The sequence below is a fragment of the Mycobacterium sp. genome (genome assembly GCF_004298145.1).
GTDB lineage: Bacteria > Actinomycetota > Actinomycetes > Mycobacteriales > Mycobacteriaceae > Mycobacterium.
In genome coordinates, this window is record NZ_SCRH01000046.1 from 69,651 (window position 1) to 86,916 (window position 17,266).

The 17,266-nt window shown below is 66.0% G+C and carries 16 protein-coding genes; 8 read left to right on the top strand and 8 right to left on the bottom strand.

Going from position 1 to position 17,266, the window contains the following annotated elements; all coding sequences use genetic code 11:
- The 5 genes from EPN51_RS19040 (at position 1) to EPN51_RS19060 (ending at position 4,138) form a co-directional block, all read left to right on the top strand.
- On the top strand, positions 1-1,227 hold the full coding sequence (locus EPN51_RS19040; RefSeq protein ID WP_293045387.1) for an amidohydrolase family protein: 1,227 nt from the start codon (positions 1-3) through the stop codon (positions 1,225-1,227).
- Positions 1,199-1,654, top strand: a complete 456-nt coding sequence (locus EPN51_RS19045) for a nuclear transport factor 2 family protein (RefSeq protein ID WP_293045389.1) — start codon at positions 1,199-1,201, stop codon at positions 1,652-1,654. Before EPN51_RS19040 ends, EPN51_RS19045 begins: the two co-directional genes overlap by 29 nt.
- A 23-nt stretch (positions 1,655-1,677) precedes the next feature.
- Positions 1,678-2,775, top strand: coding sequence for an acyl-CoA dehydrogenase family protein (locus EPN51_RS19050; protein WP_293045391.1), 1,098 nt, complete (start codon positions 1,678-1,680; stop codon positions 2,773-2,775).
- A gap of 75 nt (positions 2,776-2,850) precedes the next feature.
- Positions 2,851-3,609, top strand: a complete 759-nt coding sequence (locus EPN51_RS19055; RefSeq protein ID WP_293045751.1) for an acyl-CoA dehydrogenase family protein — start codon at positions 2,851-2,853, stop codon at positions 3,607-3,609.
- A 259-nt stretch (positions 3,610-3,868) separates the two neighbouring features.
- The gene (locus EPN51_RS19060; protein WP_293045394.1) at positions 3,869-4,138 is read left to right on the top strand and encodes a DUF4190 domain-containing protein; all 270 of its coding nucleotides are present in this window, start codon (positions 3,869-3,871) and stop codon (positions 4,136-4,138) included.
- Positions 4,139-4,146: 8 nt separating this feature from the next.
- Here the strand turns inward: EPN51_RS19060 and EPN51_RS19065 are convergent, their stop codons facing one another.
- Entirely contained in the window at positions 4,147-5,322 is a 1,176-nt protein-coding gene (locus EPN51_RS19065) for an acyl-CoA dehydrogenase family protein (protein ID WP_293045396.1), read from the bottom strand.
- A 244-nt stretch (positions 5,323-5,566) separates the two neighbouring features.
- Here EPN51_RS19065 and EPN51_RS19070 point away from each other — a divergent pair, with 244 nt between their 5' ends.
- The 3 genes from EPN51_RS19070 (at position 5,567) to EPN51_RS19080 (ending at position 8,169) form a co-directional block, all read left to right on the top strand.
- A complete protein-coding gene (locus EPN51_RS19070) occupies positions 5,567-6,220 on the top strand; it encodes a TetR/AcrR family transcriptional regulator (RefSeq protein WP_293045399.1) in 654 nt (217 codons plus the stop codon).
- Between the two features lie 246 nt (positions 6,221-6,466).
- Positions 6,467-7,315: a mycofactocin-coupled SDR family oxidoreductase gene (locus EPN51_RS19075; RefSeq protein ID WP_293045401.1), complete on the top strand. Its 849-nt coding sequence runs from the start codon at positions 6,467-6,469 to the stop codon at positions 7,313-7,315.
- 11 nt (positions 7,316-7,326) lie between these two features.
- Complete coding sequence (locus EPN51_RS19080; RefSeq protein WP_293045404.1) at positions 7,327-8,169, top strand: SDR family NAD(P)-dependent oxidoreductase; 843 nt, start codon at positions 7,327-7,329, stop codon at positions 8,167-8,169.
- On the opposite strand, the gene EPN51_RS19085 is transcribed toward EPN51_RS19080, so the two are convergent.
- The 7 genes from EPN51_RS19085 to EPN51_RS19115 are packed head-to-tail and all read right to left on the bottom strand — an operon-like array spanning position 8,170 to position 17,262.
- A complete protein-coding gene (locus EPN51_RS19085; RefSeq protein WP_293045406.1) occupies positions 8,170-8,979 on the bottom strand; it encodes an SDR family oxidoreductase in 810 nt (269 codons plus the stop codon). It abuts the gene before it with no gap.
- Between the two features lie 6 nt (positions 8,980-8,985).
- Positions 8,986-11,409, bottom strand: a complete 2,424-nt coding sequence (locus EPN51_RS19090; RefSeq protein ID WP_293045409.1) for a CoA transferase — start codon at positions 11,407-11,409, stop codon at positions 8,986-8,988.
- Positions 11,406-12,428, bottom strand: a complete 1,023-nt coding sequence (locus EPN51_RS19095; protein WP_293045412.1) for an enoyl-CoA hydratase/isomerase family protein — start codon at positions 12,426-12,428, stop codon at positions 11,406-11,408. Before EPN51_RS19095 ends, EPN51_RS19090 begins: the two co-directional genes overlap by 4 nt.
- 2 nt (positions 12,429-12,430) lie before the next feature.
- Complete coding sequence (locus tag EPN51_RS19100) at positions 12,431-13,558, bottom strand: M24 family metallopeptidase (protein WP_293045415.1); 1,128 nt, start codon at positions 13,556-13,558, stop codon at positions 12,431-12,433.
- Positions 13,548-14,792: a Xaa-Pro peptidase family protein gene (locus EPN51_RS19105; RefSeq protein ID WP_293045418.1), complete on the bottom strand. Its 1,245-nt coding sequence runs from the start codon at positions 14,790-14,792 to the stop codon at positions 13,548-13,550. The genes EPN51_RS19100 and EPN51_RS19105 overlap by 11 nt, the downstream gene beginning before the upstream one ends.
- On the bottom strand, positions 14,792-15,958 hold the full coding sequence (locus tag EPN51_RS19110; protein ID WP_293045421.1) for an amidohydrolase family protein: 1,167 nt from the start codon (positions 15,956-15,958) through the stop codon (positions 14,792-14,794). Before EPN51_RS19110 ends, EPN51_RS19105 begins: the two co-directional genes overlap by 1 nt.
- A gap of 47 nt (positions 15,959-16,005) precedes the next feature.
- Positions 16,006-17,262 (bottom strand): cytochrome P450, encoded by a 1,257-nt coding sequence (locus EPN51_RS19115; RefSeq protein ID WP_293045423.1) that lies wholly within the window; start codon positions 17,260-17,262, stop codon positions 16,006-16,008.
- Positions 17,263-17,266: the final 4 nt, after the last annotated feature.

Below are 17,266 nucleotides of genomic sequence, written 5' to 3' on the forward strand. Positions count from 1 at the left end.
GTGCAGACGCTCAAGGCCGCCGGACTGCTCGACGTCGACGCTGGTGAGATCGTTCGGCCCGGCATCCTGAAGATCGAGGGAGACCGGATCGTCGGTGTCGGCGGCGAGCCAGAAGGCGAGCTCATCGATCTCGGCGAGGCGATCCTGCTGCCCGGGTTGATGGACATGGAGGTCAACCTGCTCATGGGCGGTCGCGGGGAGAAGCCCGGCCTGTCCCAGGTGCAGGACGACCCGCCGACGCGAATGTTGCGGGCGGTCGGCAACGCGCGCCGCACGCTGCGCGCCGGGTTCACCACGGTGCGCAACCTCGGCCTGTTCGTCAAGACCGGCGGATACCTGCTGGATGTCGCGCTGGGCAAGGCGATTGACGCGGGCTGGATCGACGGTCCACGGGTGGTGCCGGCCGGGCACGCCATCACCCCGACCGGTGGGCACCTGGATCCGACGATGTTCGCGGCGTTCGCACCGCACGTGTTGGATCTGACCATCGAGGAAGGTATCGCGAATGGGATCGACGAGATCCGGAAAGCGGTGCGCTACCAGATCAAGCACGGCGCCGAGCTGATCAAAGTCTGCTGTTCGGGCGGGGTGATGTCATTGACGGGACCTCCTGGCGCACAGCACTACTCGGACGAGGAGCTGTGCGCGATCGTCGACGAGGCGCACCGGCGCGGGATGCGCGTCGCCGCCCACACCCACGGCGCGGAAGCGGTCAGGCACGCCGTCGCCGCCGGTATCGATTGCATCGAGCACGGGTTCCTGATCGACGACGAGGCGATCGCCACCATGGTCGAGAACGGCACATTCCTGGTGAGCACTCGGCGGCTGGCCGAGGGGATGGATGTTTCGCACGCGCCGCCCGAGCTGCAGGCCAAGGCCGCCGAGATGTTCCCGAAGTCACGCACGTCGATCTTGGCCGCGCACAAGGCCGGTGTGAAGATCGCCCTCGGCACCGACGCCCCGGCGATCCCCCACGGGCGCAACGCCGACGAGCTCGTCACACTGGTCGAATGGGGCCTACCACCACTGGCCGTGCTGCGGGCGGCCACCGTCACCGCGGCCGAGCTCATCAACTCGGACGACCGCGGCCGGCTGGCTCAAGGCCAGCTCGCCGATATCATCGCGGTGCCGGGAAACCCGTTGGAAGACATCACGGTTACCCAGCACGTCAGCTTCGTCATGAAAGGCGGCAAAGTCTATGTCGACAAATCAGCCAACGAGAACTGACGACCTGGTCGAGATCCAGCAGTTGCTGGGCCGCTACGCGGTGACCATCACCCAGCAAGACATCGAGGGTCTCGTCGCCGTCTTCACACCGGACGGGACCTACAGCGCGTTCGGCGAAACCTACAGCCTGAACCGGTTCCCGGAATTGGTGGCCGCCGCCCCAAAGGGCTTGTTTCTCACCGGGACCGCGGTGGTCGACCTTGACGGCGATGCGGCCAGCGGGACCCAACCGCTGTGCTTCATCGACCACTCCAGCCACGACATGCGGATCGGTTACTACCGCGACACCTATGTGCGAACCGCCGACGGGTGGCGGCTCAAGACCCGCGCCATGACGTTCATCCGCCGCAGCGGCGTGCACGATTCCGGGCGCCCGCACGCCATCGGGCGTCCCGCCGGGGACTCGGCGGCGCAGGCAGCGACCTAAGGAGCCGACCAATCGACAGTGCGGTGAATGTCGAGCAGTTCCGAGCCGACCTGCGCGCGTGGCTCGACGACAACGACCTGACTCCCGGGCCCGACCAGTCGCTGCAGGGCCATATGCAGCAGTTCGCCCGGGTCAGCCGCGCGCTCTACGACGCCGATTGGATGCGCTACGGCTGGGCGAAAGAGGTCGGCGGGTTGGGTGGTCCCGCGGTGCTGCGGGCGGTCGTCGGCGAAGAAGTGGTGGGCCGTCGCCTGGCCGAACCCGGCCCGTACTCGATGCTCGAGGTGCTCGCACCCACCATGATCGATTACGCCCCCGCGGGGCTGGCCGCGGAAATGGTGCCGCGGCTGCTGAGCGGCGAAGAGCAATGGTGTCAGGGCTTTTCCGAGCCTGGATCCGGCAGCGACCTGGCTTCGCTGACCACTCGCGCGACGCAGCAAGGCGACAACTGGATCGTCAACGGGCAAAAGGTGTGGACCAGCTTCGCGCAGTTCTCGACGCGGTGCGTCCTGCTCACCCGCACCGCGCCCGGCCACGACGGGATCACCGCCTTCTTCGTCGACCTCGACACCCCGGGCATCACCATCCGGCCGCTGCGCACGATGCACGGCGTCGACGAATTCTGCGAGGTGTACTACGACGACGTGGTGATTCCGGCGAGCCGGATGCTCGGCCAACCCGGAGACGGCTGGCAACTCGCCATGGACCTGCTGCCCTATGAGCGTTCCTCCTGCTTCTGGCAGCGAATCGCCTACCTGTACTCCCGGTTCGACGATCTGATCGCTGAGGCATCCGAACTCGGTACACCCGACGAATCCGCGCTTGGCGGAGCCTATCTGGCCCTGCATACCTTGCGCTGCCGGTCCCGCAGCACTCAGCACCGGATGGGCGACGGAGCCCGCCTGGGCCCTGACACCTCCATCGACAAGGTGCTGCTGGCCGCCGCCGAGCAGCGGCTCTACGACACCGTCCGCGACCTGTTGCCGGCGCGGCTCGAACTCGAAGACACACCGTGGCGTTCGGAATACCTGTACTCACGCGCGGCGACGATCTATGGCGGTACCGCCGAGATTCAGCGCAATATCATTGCCCGCCGGCTGCTCGACCTCGGGAAGGAGTGAACCGTGACCCCTTCGCCGGAGACCGAGTCAGATACCGAGTCGCTGCGCCTGCTGGCCGACTCGTTGCGGACGACGATGAGCGCCGCGTCGGGAGCCAAGCTCGATGCCGCGCTGACCGATCTGGGCTGGCGCGATATGCTCGACGAAATGCCAGGAATCACAATACCTTTGGTGTTCAAGCTGCTCGGCGAAACCGGTGCGCACGCACCAGTGCTCAACGATGTGGTGGCGCGCGCGGCGGGGGATGCGCCCGGAGGCGCGTTGCCGCTGCCGTTCGCCGGCGGAACCTGGGTGCTGTGGGACCGCCGCGACCAGCCCGGCTCGGCGATCGACGAACTTCTTCCCATACACACTGTGCCGCAAGGCGATCCATTGCCGTCGGCCGCACTGCATGCGGGATGGCGGGCCCTGGGCTGGTGGCTGGTCGGCACCAGCCGCGCCATGCTGTCGCTGGCCCGTCAGCACGCCGTGGATCGCGTTCAATTCGGTCGGCACATCAGCTCGTTCCAGGCGATCCGACACCGACTGGCCGAGACACTGGTGGCCATCGAGGGCGCCGAGGCGACGCTGCAGGCCGCCACCGAGTGCGACGATCCCGAGGGACTGGCCTCCCTACTCGCGAAGGCCGCGGCCGGCCAGGCGGCGCTGACCGCCGCACGCCACTGCCAGCAGGTACTCGGCGGTATCGGATTCACCGCTGAACATCCGCTGCACCACCACATCAAGCGGTCGCTCATCCTCGACGGACTGCTCGGCAGCACACGAGAACTCACGCGCAAGGCCGGAAGCGCGCTGGTGTCAACGGGATCCGCGCCACGACTTGCCCAGCTGTAACAAGCTTTTTCCCAGCGCCGACCGTCCCAGGAGGCTCGTCGCCCCAGGAGCCACACGGGATGCCACCCGCCGACCATGACACACTTCCCCAATGCGATAGCTCATGTGCTCGCTGTTTCGAGGGGTATTTGGCGGTTGGTGCCCGCGGGCACACGACCGCGCAACCGTCCAGATGCTTGCCCCTTGGCCAAAGCTCGGGTCAAACTGGGCGCGGACAACAACCCGGCGCCGGCCGTCGGCCCGAGGAGGATGCGACGCAATGAGTCACCCCGACGCACCGCGAAACGAGGTCGGCGTCGCCGCGGTGCTCCTGGGCCTGGTCGGACTCCTCACGTGCTGGCTGATGCTGGGGGTGGTGTTCGGTATCGCGGCGGTGGTGACGGGCGATATCGCCCGGCGACGAGTGGCCCGCGGGGAGGCGGACAATCCCCGAACCGCGATGGCCGCAATCGCTTTAGGGGCGATCGCGATACTCGCGGGTCTGGTCGCTATCAGCTTCTACGCCCGGCTCGGCGCCCAGAACCGCTGATGCGCGGATCAATTCCGCGGTAGCCCCAGGACGCGTTCGGCGATGATGTTGCGCTGAATCTCCGACGTGCCGCCGGCGATGGTCGCGGCGAAGGTGCGCGTATACCGGTCGAACCAGCTGCCGTAGTGGCTGTCCAGATTGAGCGGGGCGAACGGGGCGGTAACTCCCCGCAACGCCAGGCCGTCGCCGTCCTTGGCGTTGAGGACGTCCTCGCAGGCGCGTTGCATCGCCTCCGAGCCCAGCAATTTGAGCACCGACTGAGCCGGCACGTCCTCCTCACCACGCGCAGCTTTGGCCAGCGTCGCCGACCCCAGCAGCCGCATCGCGTAAAAATCCATCACCAGCGTCGCGTAGCGATCCCGCTGCAGGGACCCCGAGGGGCTGGACTCGACGGTCAGCGCGTGCAGCATGTCCGCGTAATCCAGCCACAGCATCGCGCGTTCGTGCCCGAGCGAACCGGTCGCTACGCGCCAGCCTGCGTTGAGCTCCCCCACCAAGTTCTCGGCCGGCACCCGCGCGTCGGTGAGGAAGACCTCGTTGAAGTCGACGTCTTCGATGTCGCCCACCGAGGCGAACGGACGGCGGACCACCCCGGGGGTATCGGTCGGAATCAGTAAAGCGCTGATGCCCTTGTGCTTTGGCGCGTCCGGATCGGTGCGCACGAATGTCAACAGCACATCGGCGTGATGGGCGCCCGATGTCCACACCTTTTGCCCGTTGACGACGAAGTGGTCACCGTCGAGCACCGCGCGGGTCTTCAGCGACGCCAGATCCGAGCCCGCGCCGGGTTCGCTCATACCCAGCGACGCGGTCATCTCCGCGCGCAGGATCGGCACCGCCCACCGCTGCTTCTGTTCGGGCGTTCCGAACGACAGCAATGACGCCGCGATGATGCCCACACCCTGAGGATTGAAACTCTGGTAGATCCGCCGTCGCGACAACTCTTCCTGGTACACGTATTGCTGCAGCAGCGTCGCGTTGCGCCCGCCGAATTCCGGCGGGTTGCCCGGCAGTAGCCACCCGCTGTCGAACAGCAGGCGCTGCCACTGACGGGCCCACTCGGGGATATCCGAACTCGACTGCGGCCGCTCGAACGCCGCAGCCTCGGCGGGCAGATGTGCATCGAGGAAAGCAACGAATTCGGCCCGGAACGCCTCCACGTCGGCGTCAAACGTCAGCTGCACGGCACTTCCCGAAAATGGTCCTGAGCAGACTCGCGCCGTCGGTAGATTACGCTTTCCGCCGACGGTGGGGTTCACTCTTGCGATTACGCTTCCCTACACACGCCTGAGAGAATAGTATTCTCGTGGCAAGAAAGTTACAATCTCCGACACGTGATCCGTGAGGGGGTCGAGCGCAGCGATGTCACGGCGTTCTCCGGTACAGTCCAACCATGTTCTCCCCGCGCGGCAATCACCTGAGTCGGCCGTGACCAGTCCCAGCGAAGAGCCGGCCTGGAAGCAGCGTGCCGTCGAGCGGTCCATCAAGACGGCGAAATTGCGGGCGGCACAACGTGTCCAGCGCTTCCTCGATGCGGCGCAGGCCATCATCATCGAAAAGGGCAGCACCGACTTTACGGTGCAGGAGGTCGTGGACCGCTCCCGCCAGTCGCTGCGCAGCTTCTACCTGCAATTCGACGGCAAGCATGAGCTTTTGCTGGCGCTCTTCGAAGATGCGCTGAGTCGATCCGCCGACCAGATTCGTGCCGCCACGGAAAGCCACACCGATCCGCTGGAGCGGCTGCAGGTCTCCGTTCAACTGTTGTACGAGGCCTCGCGGCCGGACCCGATGGCCAAGCGGCCGCTGTTCACCGACTTTGCTCCTCGACTACTGGTGACGCATCCAGCCGAGGTCAAGATTGCGCACGCTCCGTTGTTGGCGTTGCTGACGGAGTTGATGGACGCGGCCCACGATGCCGGCAAGCTGCGCACCACCATCAACCCCAAGCGCGTGGCCGCCATGACCATGCAGACGGTGATGTTCATCGCGCAATCCAGCGGCGGACCCGACGACGCGACGACCCACCCCATCAGCGCCGAAGAGGTGTGGGACTTCTGCTCACACGGCTTCGTCGCCACGTAGCACGCCCCGAGCGCGGCGTCACGGCCGCGATCTTCCTCACATTCGAGCTGAGCAGATAACGCACGCCGATTGCCGGTGAGAATGAGATTCTCTAATATCTAGAACCACAAATAGCCAAAACGGATTCGTCATTGACACCCGTGATGGCCGAATGACAGAGTTCAAAAGCGGCAAGACCCGCGATCCGGGGACGCGATTGTTCTCCGCAGGCTTGCCGATCAGATCAAGTCAGGAGTTGAGGTAGCCATGACCGGACGTGTTGAGGGCAAAGTCGCCTTGGTCACCGGAGCGGCGCGCGGTCAGGGCCGCAGCCATGCGGTGCGGTTGGCACAGGAGGGTGCCGACATCATCGCCATCGACATCTGCAAGCCCATCCGCGAGGGTGTGGTGGACACCGCGATCCCGGCATCGACTCCCGAGGACCTGGCCGAGACGGCCGATCTGGTCAAGGGACACAACCGCAGGATCTTCACGGCCGAAGTCGATGTGCGCGACTACGACGCACTCAAGGCGGCGGTGGACAGCGGCGTCGAACAATTCGGCCGGCTCGACATCATCGTCGCCAACGCCGGAATCGGCAACGGCGGCGAGACTTTGGACAAGACCAGCGAAGAAGACTGGACCGAGATGATCGACATCAACCTGGCCGGGGTGTGGAAAACCGTGAAAGCCGGTGTGCCCCATCTTCTGGCCGGCGGTCGCGGCGGATCCATCATCCTGACCAGCTCGGTCGGTGGGCTCAAGGCCTACCCTCACACCGGCCACTACGTCGCGGCCAAGCACGGTGTCGTCGGGCTGATGCGTGCCTTCGGAGTTGAATTGGGGCAGCACATGATTCGCGTCAACTCCGTGCACCCCACTCACGTCAAAACCCCCATGCTGCACAACGAAGGCACCTTCAAGATGTTCCGCCCGGATCTGGAGAACCCGGGCCCCGACGACATGGCGCCGATCTGTCAGCTGTTCCACACGCTGCCGATCCCCTGGGTTGAGCCGATCGACATCAGCAACGCGGTGCTGTTCTTCGCCTCGGACGAAGCCCGCTACATCACCGGTGTGACCCTGCCGGTCGATGCGGGTAGCTGCCTGAAATAGAGTTCCGTCCTATGGACGGATTCCTGTCGAGCTTCGACGGCCGCGGGGCCGTGGTCACCGGCGGCGCCAGCGGCATCGGCTTGGCCACCGCCACCGAATTCGCCCGCCGGGGTGCCCGCCTGGTGCTCTCCGACGTCGATCAGCCCGCCCTCGATCGGGCGGTAAATCGGCTGCGCGGCGAGGGCTTCGACGCGCATGGCGTGGTGTGCGATGTGCGGAACCTCGACGAGATGGTTCACCTCGCCGATGAGGCCTTCCGGTTGCTCGGCAGCGTCGACGTCGTTTTCAGCAATGCCGGCATCGTTGTCGCCGGCCCGATCGGCCAGATGAACCACGACGACTGGCGCTGGGTGATCGACATCGATTTATGGGGCTCGATCCATGCCGTCGAGGCATTCGTGCCCAGGTTGCTCGAACAGGGGACGGGCGGGCACGTCGCCTTCACCGCGTCCTTCGCCGGGTTGGTGCCCAACGCCGGCCTCGGGACGTACGGCGTTGCCAAATACGGTGTCGTCGGGCTGGCCGAAACGCTGGCGCGTGAGCTCAAAGGCAACGGCATTGGCGTATCGGTGTTGTGCCCGATGGTCGTGGAAACCAAGCTGGTTTCCAACTCGGAACGCATTCGCGGCGCGGACTACGGGCTGTCAGCGAGCCCCGAGGGGGCCTTCGGAACCCTGCCCACCCAGGACGAGAGCGTCAGCGCCGACGATGTCGCGCGGTTGACGGCCGACGCGATTCTGGCCAACCGGTTGTACGTCCTGCCGCATGCGGCCGCGCGGGCGTCCATCCGCCGCAGGTTCGAGCGCATTGACCAGACCTTCGACGAACAAGCCGCCGAGGGCTGGACACACTAGCTACTGTGCAGGGCCCAGCCGGTAGTCGCCGGTCTGCGGGTCGTGATACCACCCGCTGGAGGCCTGGGTGCCGCCGTCGATGTGCAGCGTCTGCCCGGTCAGATAGGCCGCCATATCCGAGGCTAGAAATACTGCGGCACCGGCGATTTCGTCGACATGGCCGGGACGTCCCATCGGAACCATGTCGCGCATTGCGCTCGTCGCTGCCTCGCCGCCGAGCTGTGCCAGTCCTTCGGTGAGCGTGATGTCGGGTGCTATCGCGTTGACCCGGATCCCGTGGGGGGCCAATTCCAGCGCCGCGGTCTTGGTGTAGTTGATGACACCGGCCTTGGCGGCTGCATAGGCGGCGTAACCCGGCGCCGCCCGGACGCCTTCGATCGAGGTCAGCGAGATGATGCTGCCGGGCAGGCCCTCCGACACCATCTTTCGGGCGATCCGCTGGCTGCACAGCAGTACGTGGCGCAGGTTGGCGCGGTAGAGCGCATCCCAACCGTTCTCGCTGGTTTCCAGCAGCGGCGAGGAGAACACGCCGCCGGCGTTGTTCACCAGAATTGTCGGCGTGCCGAGTTCTGCGATGGTGCGCTCCAGCGCGGCATCCACCTGGCCGCTATCTCGGACATCGGTGACGATCCCCAGGCCGCCAACGGATTCGGCTGCCTGCGCGCAGGTTTGCGGGTCACGCTCCCAGATCGCCACCCCGGCCCCAAACGCGGCCATCCCGGCCGCGATGCCGCGGCCGATGCCCGCTCCCCCGCCGGTCACCACCGCTACGCGGCCGGTCAGCAGGATGTTCGAGGGGTCGATCGCCATCGTCGATCAGCTCGCCGTGTGCATCGCCGGCGCGCTACCGATAACACCGTCGGCTTCCAGGCCGGCGATCTCCGTGTCGCTCAATCCCAACTCGGCCAGCAACTCGTGGTTGTGCTGCCCCAGCAGCGGCGCATGCTCGGTGTGAAACTTGTTGGGCCCGGCGGAAAATCTCATCGGCACGGTGCTCAGCCTAGCCGGGCCGTTCACCGGGTGGTCGACCTCTTCGAAAAAGCCCCGGAACGCCAACTGCTCCAGCTCGGTTTGCCGATGCGGTTGCATGACCTTGGCCACCGGCACGCCGGCGTCCCACAGGGTTGCGACGATTTCGTCGCGGCTGCGGTGCTCGCACCAGGCAGCGAGTCGCTCGTCGATCAAATCCTGGCGCTCGCGCCGGCCGGCTCGCGTCGACAGCGCCGGATCGGTTGCCCAGGAAGGCGATCCGAGCGCCCGGCACAGTTTCACCCACTGATCGTCGGTGGCCACGGCGATGGCGACCCAGCTGTCGAGCCGGCCGAATTCGTCGACATCCGCGCTGAGGTAGAGGTTCTGTGGTGCGGCGGTTGGCCCTCTGTTGCCGGCGCGGTCGAGCACCGCCCCGTACGCCGAGTATTCGATGACCTGCTCGGCGGAGATGCTCAGCGCCGCATCGACCATCGCCGCTTCGACGAACACGCCCTCACCGGTGCGGCGGCGATGCTCCAGTGCCAGCAGTATCGCGTTGACCGCGTGCACACCGGCATTGGGGTCACCGATCGAGTACGGGTCATAGGGTGTGCGGTCCGGGTAGCCGGTGAGCCAGCTGACGCCGGAGGCGGCTTCGATGACGTAAGCGAAGGCCGGGTTGTCGCGCCATGGCCCCTCGAGACCGAAGCCGGGCATCCGCACCAGCACCGTGTCCGGCCGGATCGATTGAACCGTGGCGAAATCCAGCCCGATCTGGTCCAGCACCCGCGGCGTGAAGTTTTCCACCACCACGTCGCAGGTTGCGATGAGCTCACGCAGTAGCTCTCGGCCGCGCGGGCTCTGCAGGTCGAGTGTCAGGCCCTTCTTGTTGGTGTTCAGCGCCTCGAAGATAGGCGACTTTTCCCACCACTGGTCCTCGGTGATCGGCACGCCGGCGATCAGCCGAGTGCCATCCGGGCGGCGGGTTGATTCGATGTGGATGACCTCGGCGCCGAGCATGGCCAGAAAATGGGTACCGCACGGCCCCGCCCAGAACGTCGTCATGTCCAGGACCCGAAGGCCGTTGAACGGCAACGGTTTCGCCATACCCGTCGGTCCGGGCCGTGCGGACAGATCCGCGGCCCGGTATTGCTCGGTGTGCTCCCCCAGCCGCGGCGCCGGATGCGGTCCGCACAACCGCGCCGGCCGCATCCGGTACGGGTGACTCGGCTGCTCGAACCCATCGCGCGGATTGCGGACGAATGAACCGCGTTCCACGAACTGGTCGAACGATGTGACATTGGCACCGTTGGCGACGGGCGCGTTGGGGATGCGGAATGCCATGGCCAGTTCCCGGATTTCGTCGACCGGGGTGCGGGACATCCAGGCGAAGATCTCTTCGGCGTGGATGTTGGCTTGCTCGGTGATCGACAGCGGCGATTCCTCATCGATCCACTCGGGGTGACCCACCATCGCGCACAGGTCGAACCACTGCTGCGCGGTTCCGCAGCCGAGATCCACCAGGCCGTCTTTTGCCTGAGCCACTCCCGGAATCGTCGGCCGCCGCATGTCTCTCCACGGTCGACCGAGCACCTCGAAGTAGGTGACCGGGTAATAGGTCAGGCACAGGATCTGGGTCTCGAGCATCGACAGGTCCAGCAGTTCTCCTGCCCCGCCGTCGATCCGGCGGCACCGCGACGACAGGGTGGCCGCGCTCGCGTAAGCGCCGGCCAAATATTCGCCGACCTGACCGCCCACGAAGACAGGCGGGCGCTCCTGCTCGCCGCGGCCGAGGCCGACGATTCCCCCTGACCACGCCTGCAGCGTGAATTCGGTTGCGGCGCGGTCCCGCCAAGGACCTTCCAGCCCGAACGGCGTGATCGCGGTGACGGTGAGGTGCGGGTGGCGGTGATGGATGGCCTGCGGCGTGAAGTCCGAATGCCCGGCCACCGTGGAACCGGCGGACCAGATCACCGCATCCGCCGAGGCCAGCAGTCGGTCCACCAGTCCGACGTCGCCATCTTCGGCGGGATCGGTGACGACGCTGTGCTTTGCACCGGCCAGGAAGCTGAACAACGCGCCGTCGCCGCCGGCCGGGATGGACGCACCCGACGCCGACCACGCGCGCAACGGATCGCCCTCTGGTGGCTCGACTTTCACGACGTCAGCACCACCGTCGGCGAGCAACTTGGTGCAGTAGGCACCCGCGATGCCGGTGGACAGATCGATCACCGTGTAGCCGGCCAGTGGCGCTTCGACCCGCGTCACTGGTTCTTTCTCTTCGCTTTGGCGCCCTTGGCGGTGGGCGGCTTCTCGCGCGCATTCTTGCGGGCTTTCTTGCGCGCATCTTTGCTCAAACGCCACTCTGCGGGGAACTTGCTGTCGTTGTCCTTGACCGCATCGCCCAGACCCTGTTGCATGGCGTCAGCGAGCATCAGTTCATCGCCGACATCCGGGCGGACGCTGCCGCCCATCGACTCGAAGACACCGCTGAGCATGCTGCCCAGATATTCACCCTGGAACTGCTTCATGATCTCGAAGAAGACCTTCTGCATGAAGACCGTGTCGGTGGGGCGATTGCGGGCGCAGGCCAAGGCGTATTTCTCCACCTCCGCCTCGAGTTGATCCCTGGGCACCACGCTGTTGAGGAAATTGCAGTCGTACATCTCCGCGGCGGTGAAAGCCCTTCCCGTGAACACCATCTCCTGGAACTTGCGGATACCCATGGTCTGCGCCCACCACCACATGCGGGGACCCCAGCCGCAATACCGGAACGACGGATGCCCGAACAGCGCGTCGTCGCTGGAGATCACCAGGTCCGCGTCGGCGGCCTGGTAGAAGTGCCAGCCGTAACAGTAGCCCTTGGCTTCGAGGATGCTGATCTTCTTGAAGTCCTGCAGACCGCGGATGCCGGAGTTCGGATTGGCATACCACTGACCGAGGGTGGCGCCGTTGCGAAACGAGCCCGGGGGCGGGTGCCGGACTTCATCGGCGCCGATCCGGTACTCGGCGAGCCGCGGGCCCTGATCCGCCGCGTCGCGGACCCGCATCACCTCGGTCAGGTCCGCACCCGAACCAAGGTCGTCGCCGGCGCCCCGAATCACCAGGACCTTGACATCGTCGTCGATGTTGGCCCGGTGCAACAAATCTGCGTAGCGTACCCGGGCCGCGATCGTCGGCGCGTTGAGGTAGTCGGGCCGGTCGAACGTGATCGTGGCGATCCGCGTCTTGGCGTCCTTGTCGTACCGGATGATCTCCTCCGCCGGCGGCTCTGCGGGATCGGGCATGGCTAGGGCTGCCAGAACGGGCTCGCGGTGAGCACTTCGGGGCCATCCGCGGTAATCAGGACCGCTTCTCGCCCGAATACCGCGCCTACTCCTTCTTCCCACACATAACCCGTCACGGCCAGCACCATCCCCGGTTCCAGACGTTCGCCGGCCGCGGTTGCGGGTAGCTGCCTGGAGACGACGGGTGGGTCGAACCCCATGCCCAGACCGCGGGCCACCGGCATCGGCGGGTCCGGCTCCCCCGCGGCTTGATAGGCGGACATCAGGTCGGCGGCGCCCGCGCCGGGCCGGCAAGAATCGATCAGCTTGTCCCACAGGATTTCCCAGCGCCGATACAGGGCCGGGGCACCGTCGGGCACCTGGTCCCTGGCGGCGGGCCAGGTCCGTCCCACTTCGCCGACGTAGCCGCCCGCCAGGACCCCGGCGGACAATGCCACCAGATCGCCGTCCTGGATGCGGCCGTCACCGTCGGCGCGGCGCCACGGGTGCGTGCGCGAGGTCACCCATGCGACGTCTTGATTCGACGGGGTGCACACGCCGCCGGCCGCCGAGGCCTCCAACACGACACCGGCCAGCGCTTGTTCGGTTACCCCCGGCCGCAACTCGGCGACCCCGGCCGCCAGGGCCGACTCGGCCACCGCGACGGATTCCCGCAACGCGGCGATCTCCTCGGCCGTCTTGACACGGCGGGCGGCCCGCATCGCGAGCTCTCCGTCCACCAGCTGTGCGTTGGGGAACGCGGTCGGCAGCAGCTGCGCGAAAACCGGTGAGAGCGCATCGGTTCCGACGCGCCGGGCGGTCGCCGCGCCATCGATGCGTTGCAGCACCGACATGGTGTTCATCGGGTTCCACGAGATGCCGTAGAGGTTCTCGTGGGGAATGTCGTCGGGCACGCCCTCGTCCCACGTGCTGAGGAGGTGCACGGCACCGGTCTCACGCACCACCACACAGGTCGGGCCGAACGGCCGGGTGCCCGCGACCCACAGCTGCGGCGCGCCGGTGACGTAACGGACATTGGCTTGCCGGCCGAGGACCAGCACATCGAGATCGTGTGCCGCCATCTGTTCCAGCGCCCGGCGGCGACGCCCTGAGCGCAGCGTGCGCTCGTCGGGCAGGACTTCAGTTCCCATAGGGGTCATAGGGGTAGTCGGTCAAACGGATCCAGCCTTCCTCGGTAATCACCAGGACCTCTTCGCTGCGGTAGCCACCGGTGCCGTCCTCCCACACCACGGGCTCCAGCACCAGCACCATCCCGGATTTAAGGACGAAATTCTCGTCGAACTCCTGGCCGAGATCGGTTCCGATCATTGGCATTTCGGCCGCATTGACGCCGATGCCATGGCCCAGGTAGAAGTGCGGCAGCCACGGCTTGGTGCCGCCGTTGGCCTTGATCGCGGCCCGCCCCAGATCCGCGGCGGTGGCGCCGGCCTTGGCGACACCCAGTACTGCGCTCATGATCTCGAACCATTTATCGAACTGCGCCTGCTGACGCGGCGACGGATCCCGGCCGACGATCCAGGTGCGCCCGAAGTCGGAACAGTAGCCCTGGTAGGTGATGCTGACGTCGGTCCACAGCACGTCCCCTTCGGCCAGCTCACGCTCGGTGCTCAGCAGCGGCAGCGCCAGGTCACCGTGCGTGGTCCACACGCCCTCGGCCTTGCTCGGCGGCATCACCTGCCAGATCGGCTCGAGCATGCTGGCCGTGGCCCCCAGCTCGAAGGCTCGGCGCAAAAAGCTTGCCGACAAATCGATCTGACGGATTCCGGGGGCCAACCGCTTCTGAACCTCGACCATTGCCTCGTCGGTGATCCGGATGGCGTTGCGCATGCAGGACAATTCATCCGGGGTCTTGACCAGCTTGGCCGCACTGACGATGGCCGCGGCGTCAACGGGGGCGCCGTTGCAGAACAAGGCATCGCCGGCACGCGACATCGCGCCTGTCAATTCGTCGACCGCAACGACCGCGGTGGCCGGAAGGATGTCGGCCAACTGACGCGCGAAATGCCGCACACCCTCATCGAATTCGAGATATACGGGCCCGTGCAGGTGGTCGGCGGGCAGGTCCGATTCCTGCGAGGCTCCCTCGCGGAATGGCAGGAACAGGTGCGGCCACTCGTCGTCGGCGAGCACCACGGCCACCGGACGCTCGACGTAGGACAGCCCGGCGTCGCCGAGTGGCCAACTCGCGCCCGTGGCGTAGACGACGGCGTTGTTGCCGAGCAGCACCATCGCGTCGACGCCACGTTCGGCCATCGCCGACCGCAGCCGGGCCCCCGTCTCGCGGCGCAGGCGAGGAAGATCGGGTGTTTCGGGAATCACCAGTCCGTTACCGGCGTTGGTGTCCCGTTGCGCGAACGTCGTCACTACAGACCCAGGAACTTCGTGACGTTGTCGCTGACAATCTTCGCCGCGTTCGCCGGGCCCACCGCGTCGACGACGGCTTTCAGTGACTTCTCGGAATAGCCGTACGTGCTTTCGTTGTGCGGATAGTCGCTGGACCACATGACCTTGTCCACGCCGATCTGGTCGATCAGCTGCAAACCCAGGGGGTCGACCATGAACGACGCGCTCATGTGGGTGTCCCAGTAGTAGCGCACGTCGTGCTGCAGGGGACGGTTGAACATGTGCTGGTAGGACGCGACCAGATGCTCGGCGTCCTGCAGCGCCCACGGAACCCAGGAGATGCCGCCTTCGAACCAGCCGACCCGCAGCCCCGGGTGGTCGTCGAGGATGCCGCCAAAGATGTACTTGGAGAAGGTCTCCCGGAATCCGTCGATATTGATCATCATGCCGACCACGACGCTGTTGAACTCAGTCGGGCTTTTCGGCGGGGTTTCCCCGATGTGGTGTGTGATGGGGAGACCGGCGGCCTCGATCTCGTCCCACACCGGCCGCATGGCGGTGCTGGAGTAGTCGATCGGGTTGCCGTCGTCACCCTTGCCCGGGTTCAACGGCATCAGGAACGTCTTGAGCCCCAGAGACTTCAACTCCTCGATCGTCTTGCGCGTGCCCTGCGGGTCCCACCAGTTGATCAGGCCGGCGCCGTAGAAGTGGCCGCCCGAGCGCTCCTGCAGCTCGGCGATGTATTCGTTGTAGATGCGAAAGGCCAGCTCGCGAAGTTGCTTGTCCGGGTAGTGGAACAGCGCCAGCACCGCGTTGGGAAACGCCAGCTCCTTCTCGACCCCGTCGTCGTGCAATTCTTGAATCCGGGCCTCGATGTTGGTGCTCGCGGCGCCGGGCAGGTCGTCGTACTGCATCAGCACGGCGCTGAAGTCACCCGGCAGGAACGACTGTCCCTTGCGGCCGACCTGGTAGGCCCCGTCCTCGTACCAGATCCGTGGCGCCTTGTCCTTCAGGTCATCCGGGAAGCGTTGGTAGAAAATGTCATCGGCCAGCGAGATGTGGTTGTCGGCCGAGAAGACGACGGTCCCCTTCGGCAGGCCCACGTCGCTGCCGGCGGCGTGGCCGCGTCGATCCTTCGGAGCGCCAAAACCTCCGGGCGGATAGAGCGTGCTTGTTCGAGTCGTCATCCTTGACCCTCCATTCGGATCCGCAATTTTCAAAGTAGCGAGCTGGGCTACCAGGTCACCGGCAGTTCGTAGACGCCGTAGGCGAGGCGGTCGTCCTTGAGCGGCACGTCCTCGATCGGAATGGCCAGTTTCAGCGTGGGAATGCGCCGGGCCAGCGTGTGGAACACGATCTGCATCTCGGCGCGGGCAAGCTGCTGCCCGACACATTGATGCCGGCCGTAGCCGAATGCGACGTGGCGGTCGGCTCCCGAGCGGTGCAGATAAAGCCGGTCCGGTTCGGAGAACGCGCGCGGATCCCAGTTTGCCGGGGCCAGGTCGATGATGATGCCCTCACCGGCACGGATCGTCTCGCCGGCGATGTGGATGTCTTCTAGTGCGACGCGGCGCTGGCCGTTCTGAATGATGCTGAGGTAGCGCATCAACTCCTCGACCGCGCTGGCGATGATTTTGGGGTCTTCCGCGTCTCGGATGACGGCCAGCTGGTCGGGCTTTTCCAGCAGGGCGAGCACGCCGAGCCCGATCATGTTCGAGGTCGTCTCATGCCCGGCGATCAGCAAACCGGTGGCCAGCTGGGCGGCCTCTTTCACGCTGAGTTCGCCGGCCTTGACCCGTTCGGCGAGGTCGGATACCGCGTCTGGCGTGGAATCCGGGGCCGGACTTTCCATCTTCGCTTCGACCAGCTGGGCGAGGTATTTGTGCAGACTCATCGCGCCTTTGACGGTGTCTTCAGCGGTGGCGTAACGCGCGACACCGACGGTGGCGTGGTGCTGGAACATCTCGGCGTCCTCATAGGGGACCCCGAGCAGCTGGCTGATCACCAGCGAGGGCACCGGCAGCGCCAGCGCGCTGACGATATCGGCGGGCTGCGGTCCGGCGAGGATCGCGTCGATGTGGTCGTCGGTGATCTGCTGGATGGTCGGGCGCAAACCTTCAACGCGCTTGAACGTGAAGGGCTTCGACAGCATGCGCCGGAACCGGGTGTGTTCCTCACCGTCGGCGGTGAAGACCGAACGCGGACGCTTGTGCACCGTGGACAGCATGCCCTCGTTCCAGTGCGGGAACCCGGACAGCCGGTCATCGACGCTGACCCGCGAATCCGAAAACAGCTCGCGCACTTGCTCATACCCCGTGATCAGCCACGGTGTGCTGCCGTCCCAGATCCGGACTCGGGACAGTGGCCTGACTTCGGCCAGTGCCATCACATCCGGTGGTGGCGCGAACGGGCAGCGCGCCTGCCTGGCCATCGGGTAATCCGGAATGTCGGCGGTCCGCTCGGTTGTGGTGCTTGTCAGCGTGTCTGACATCTTT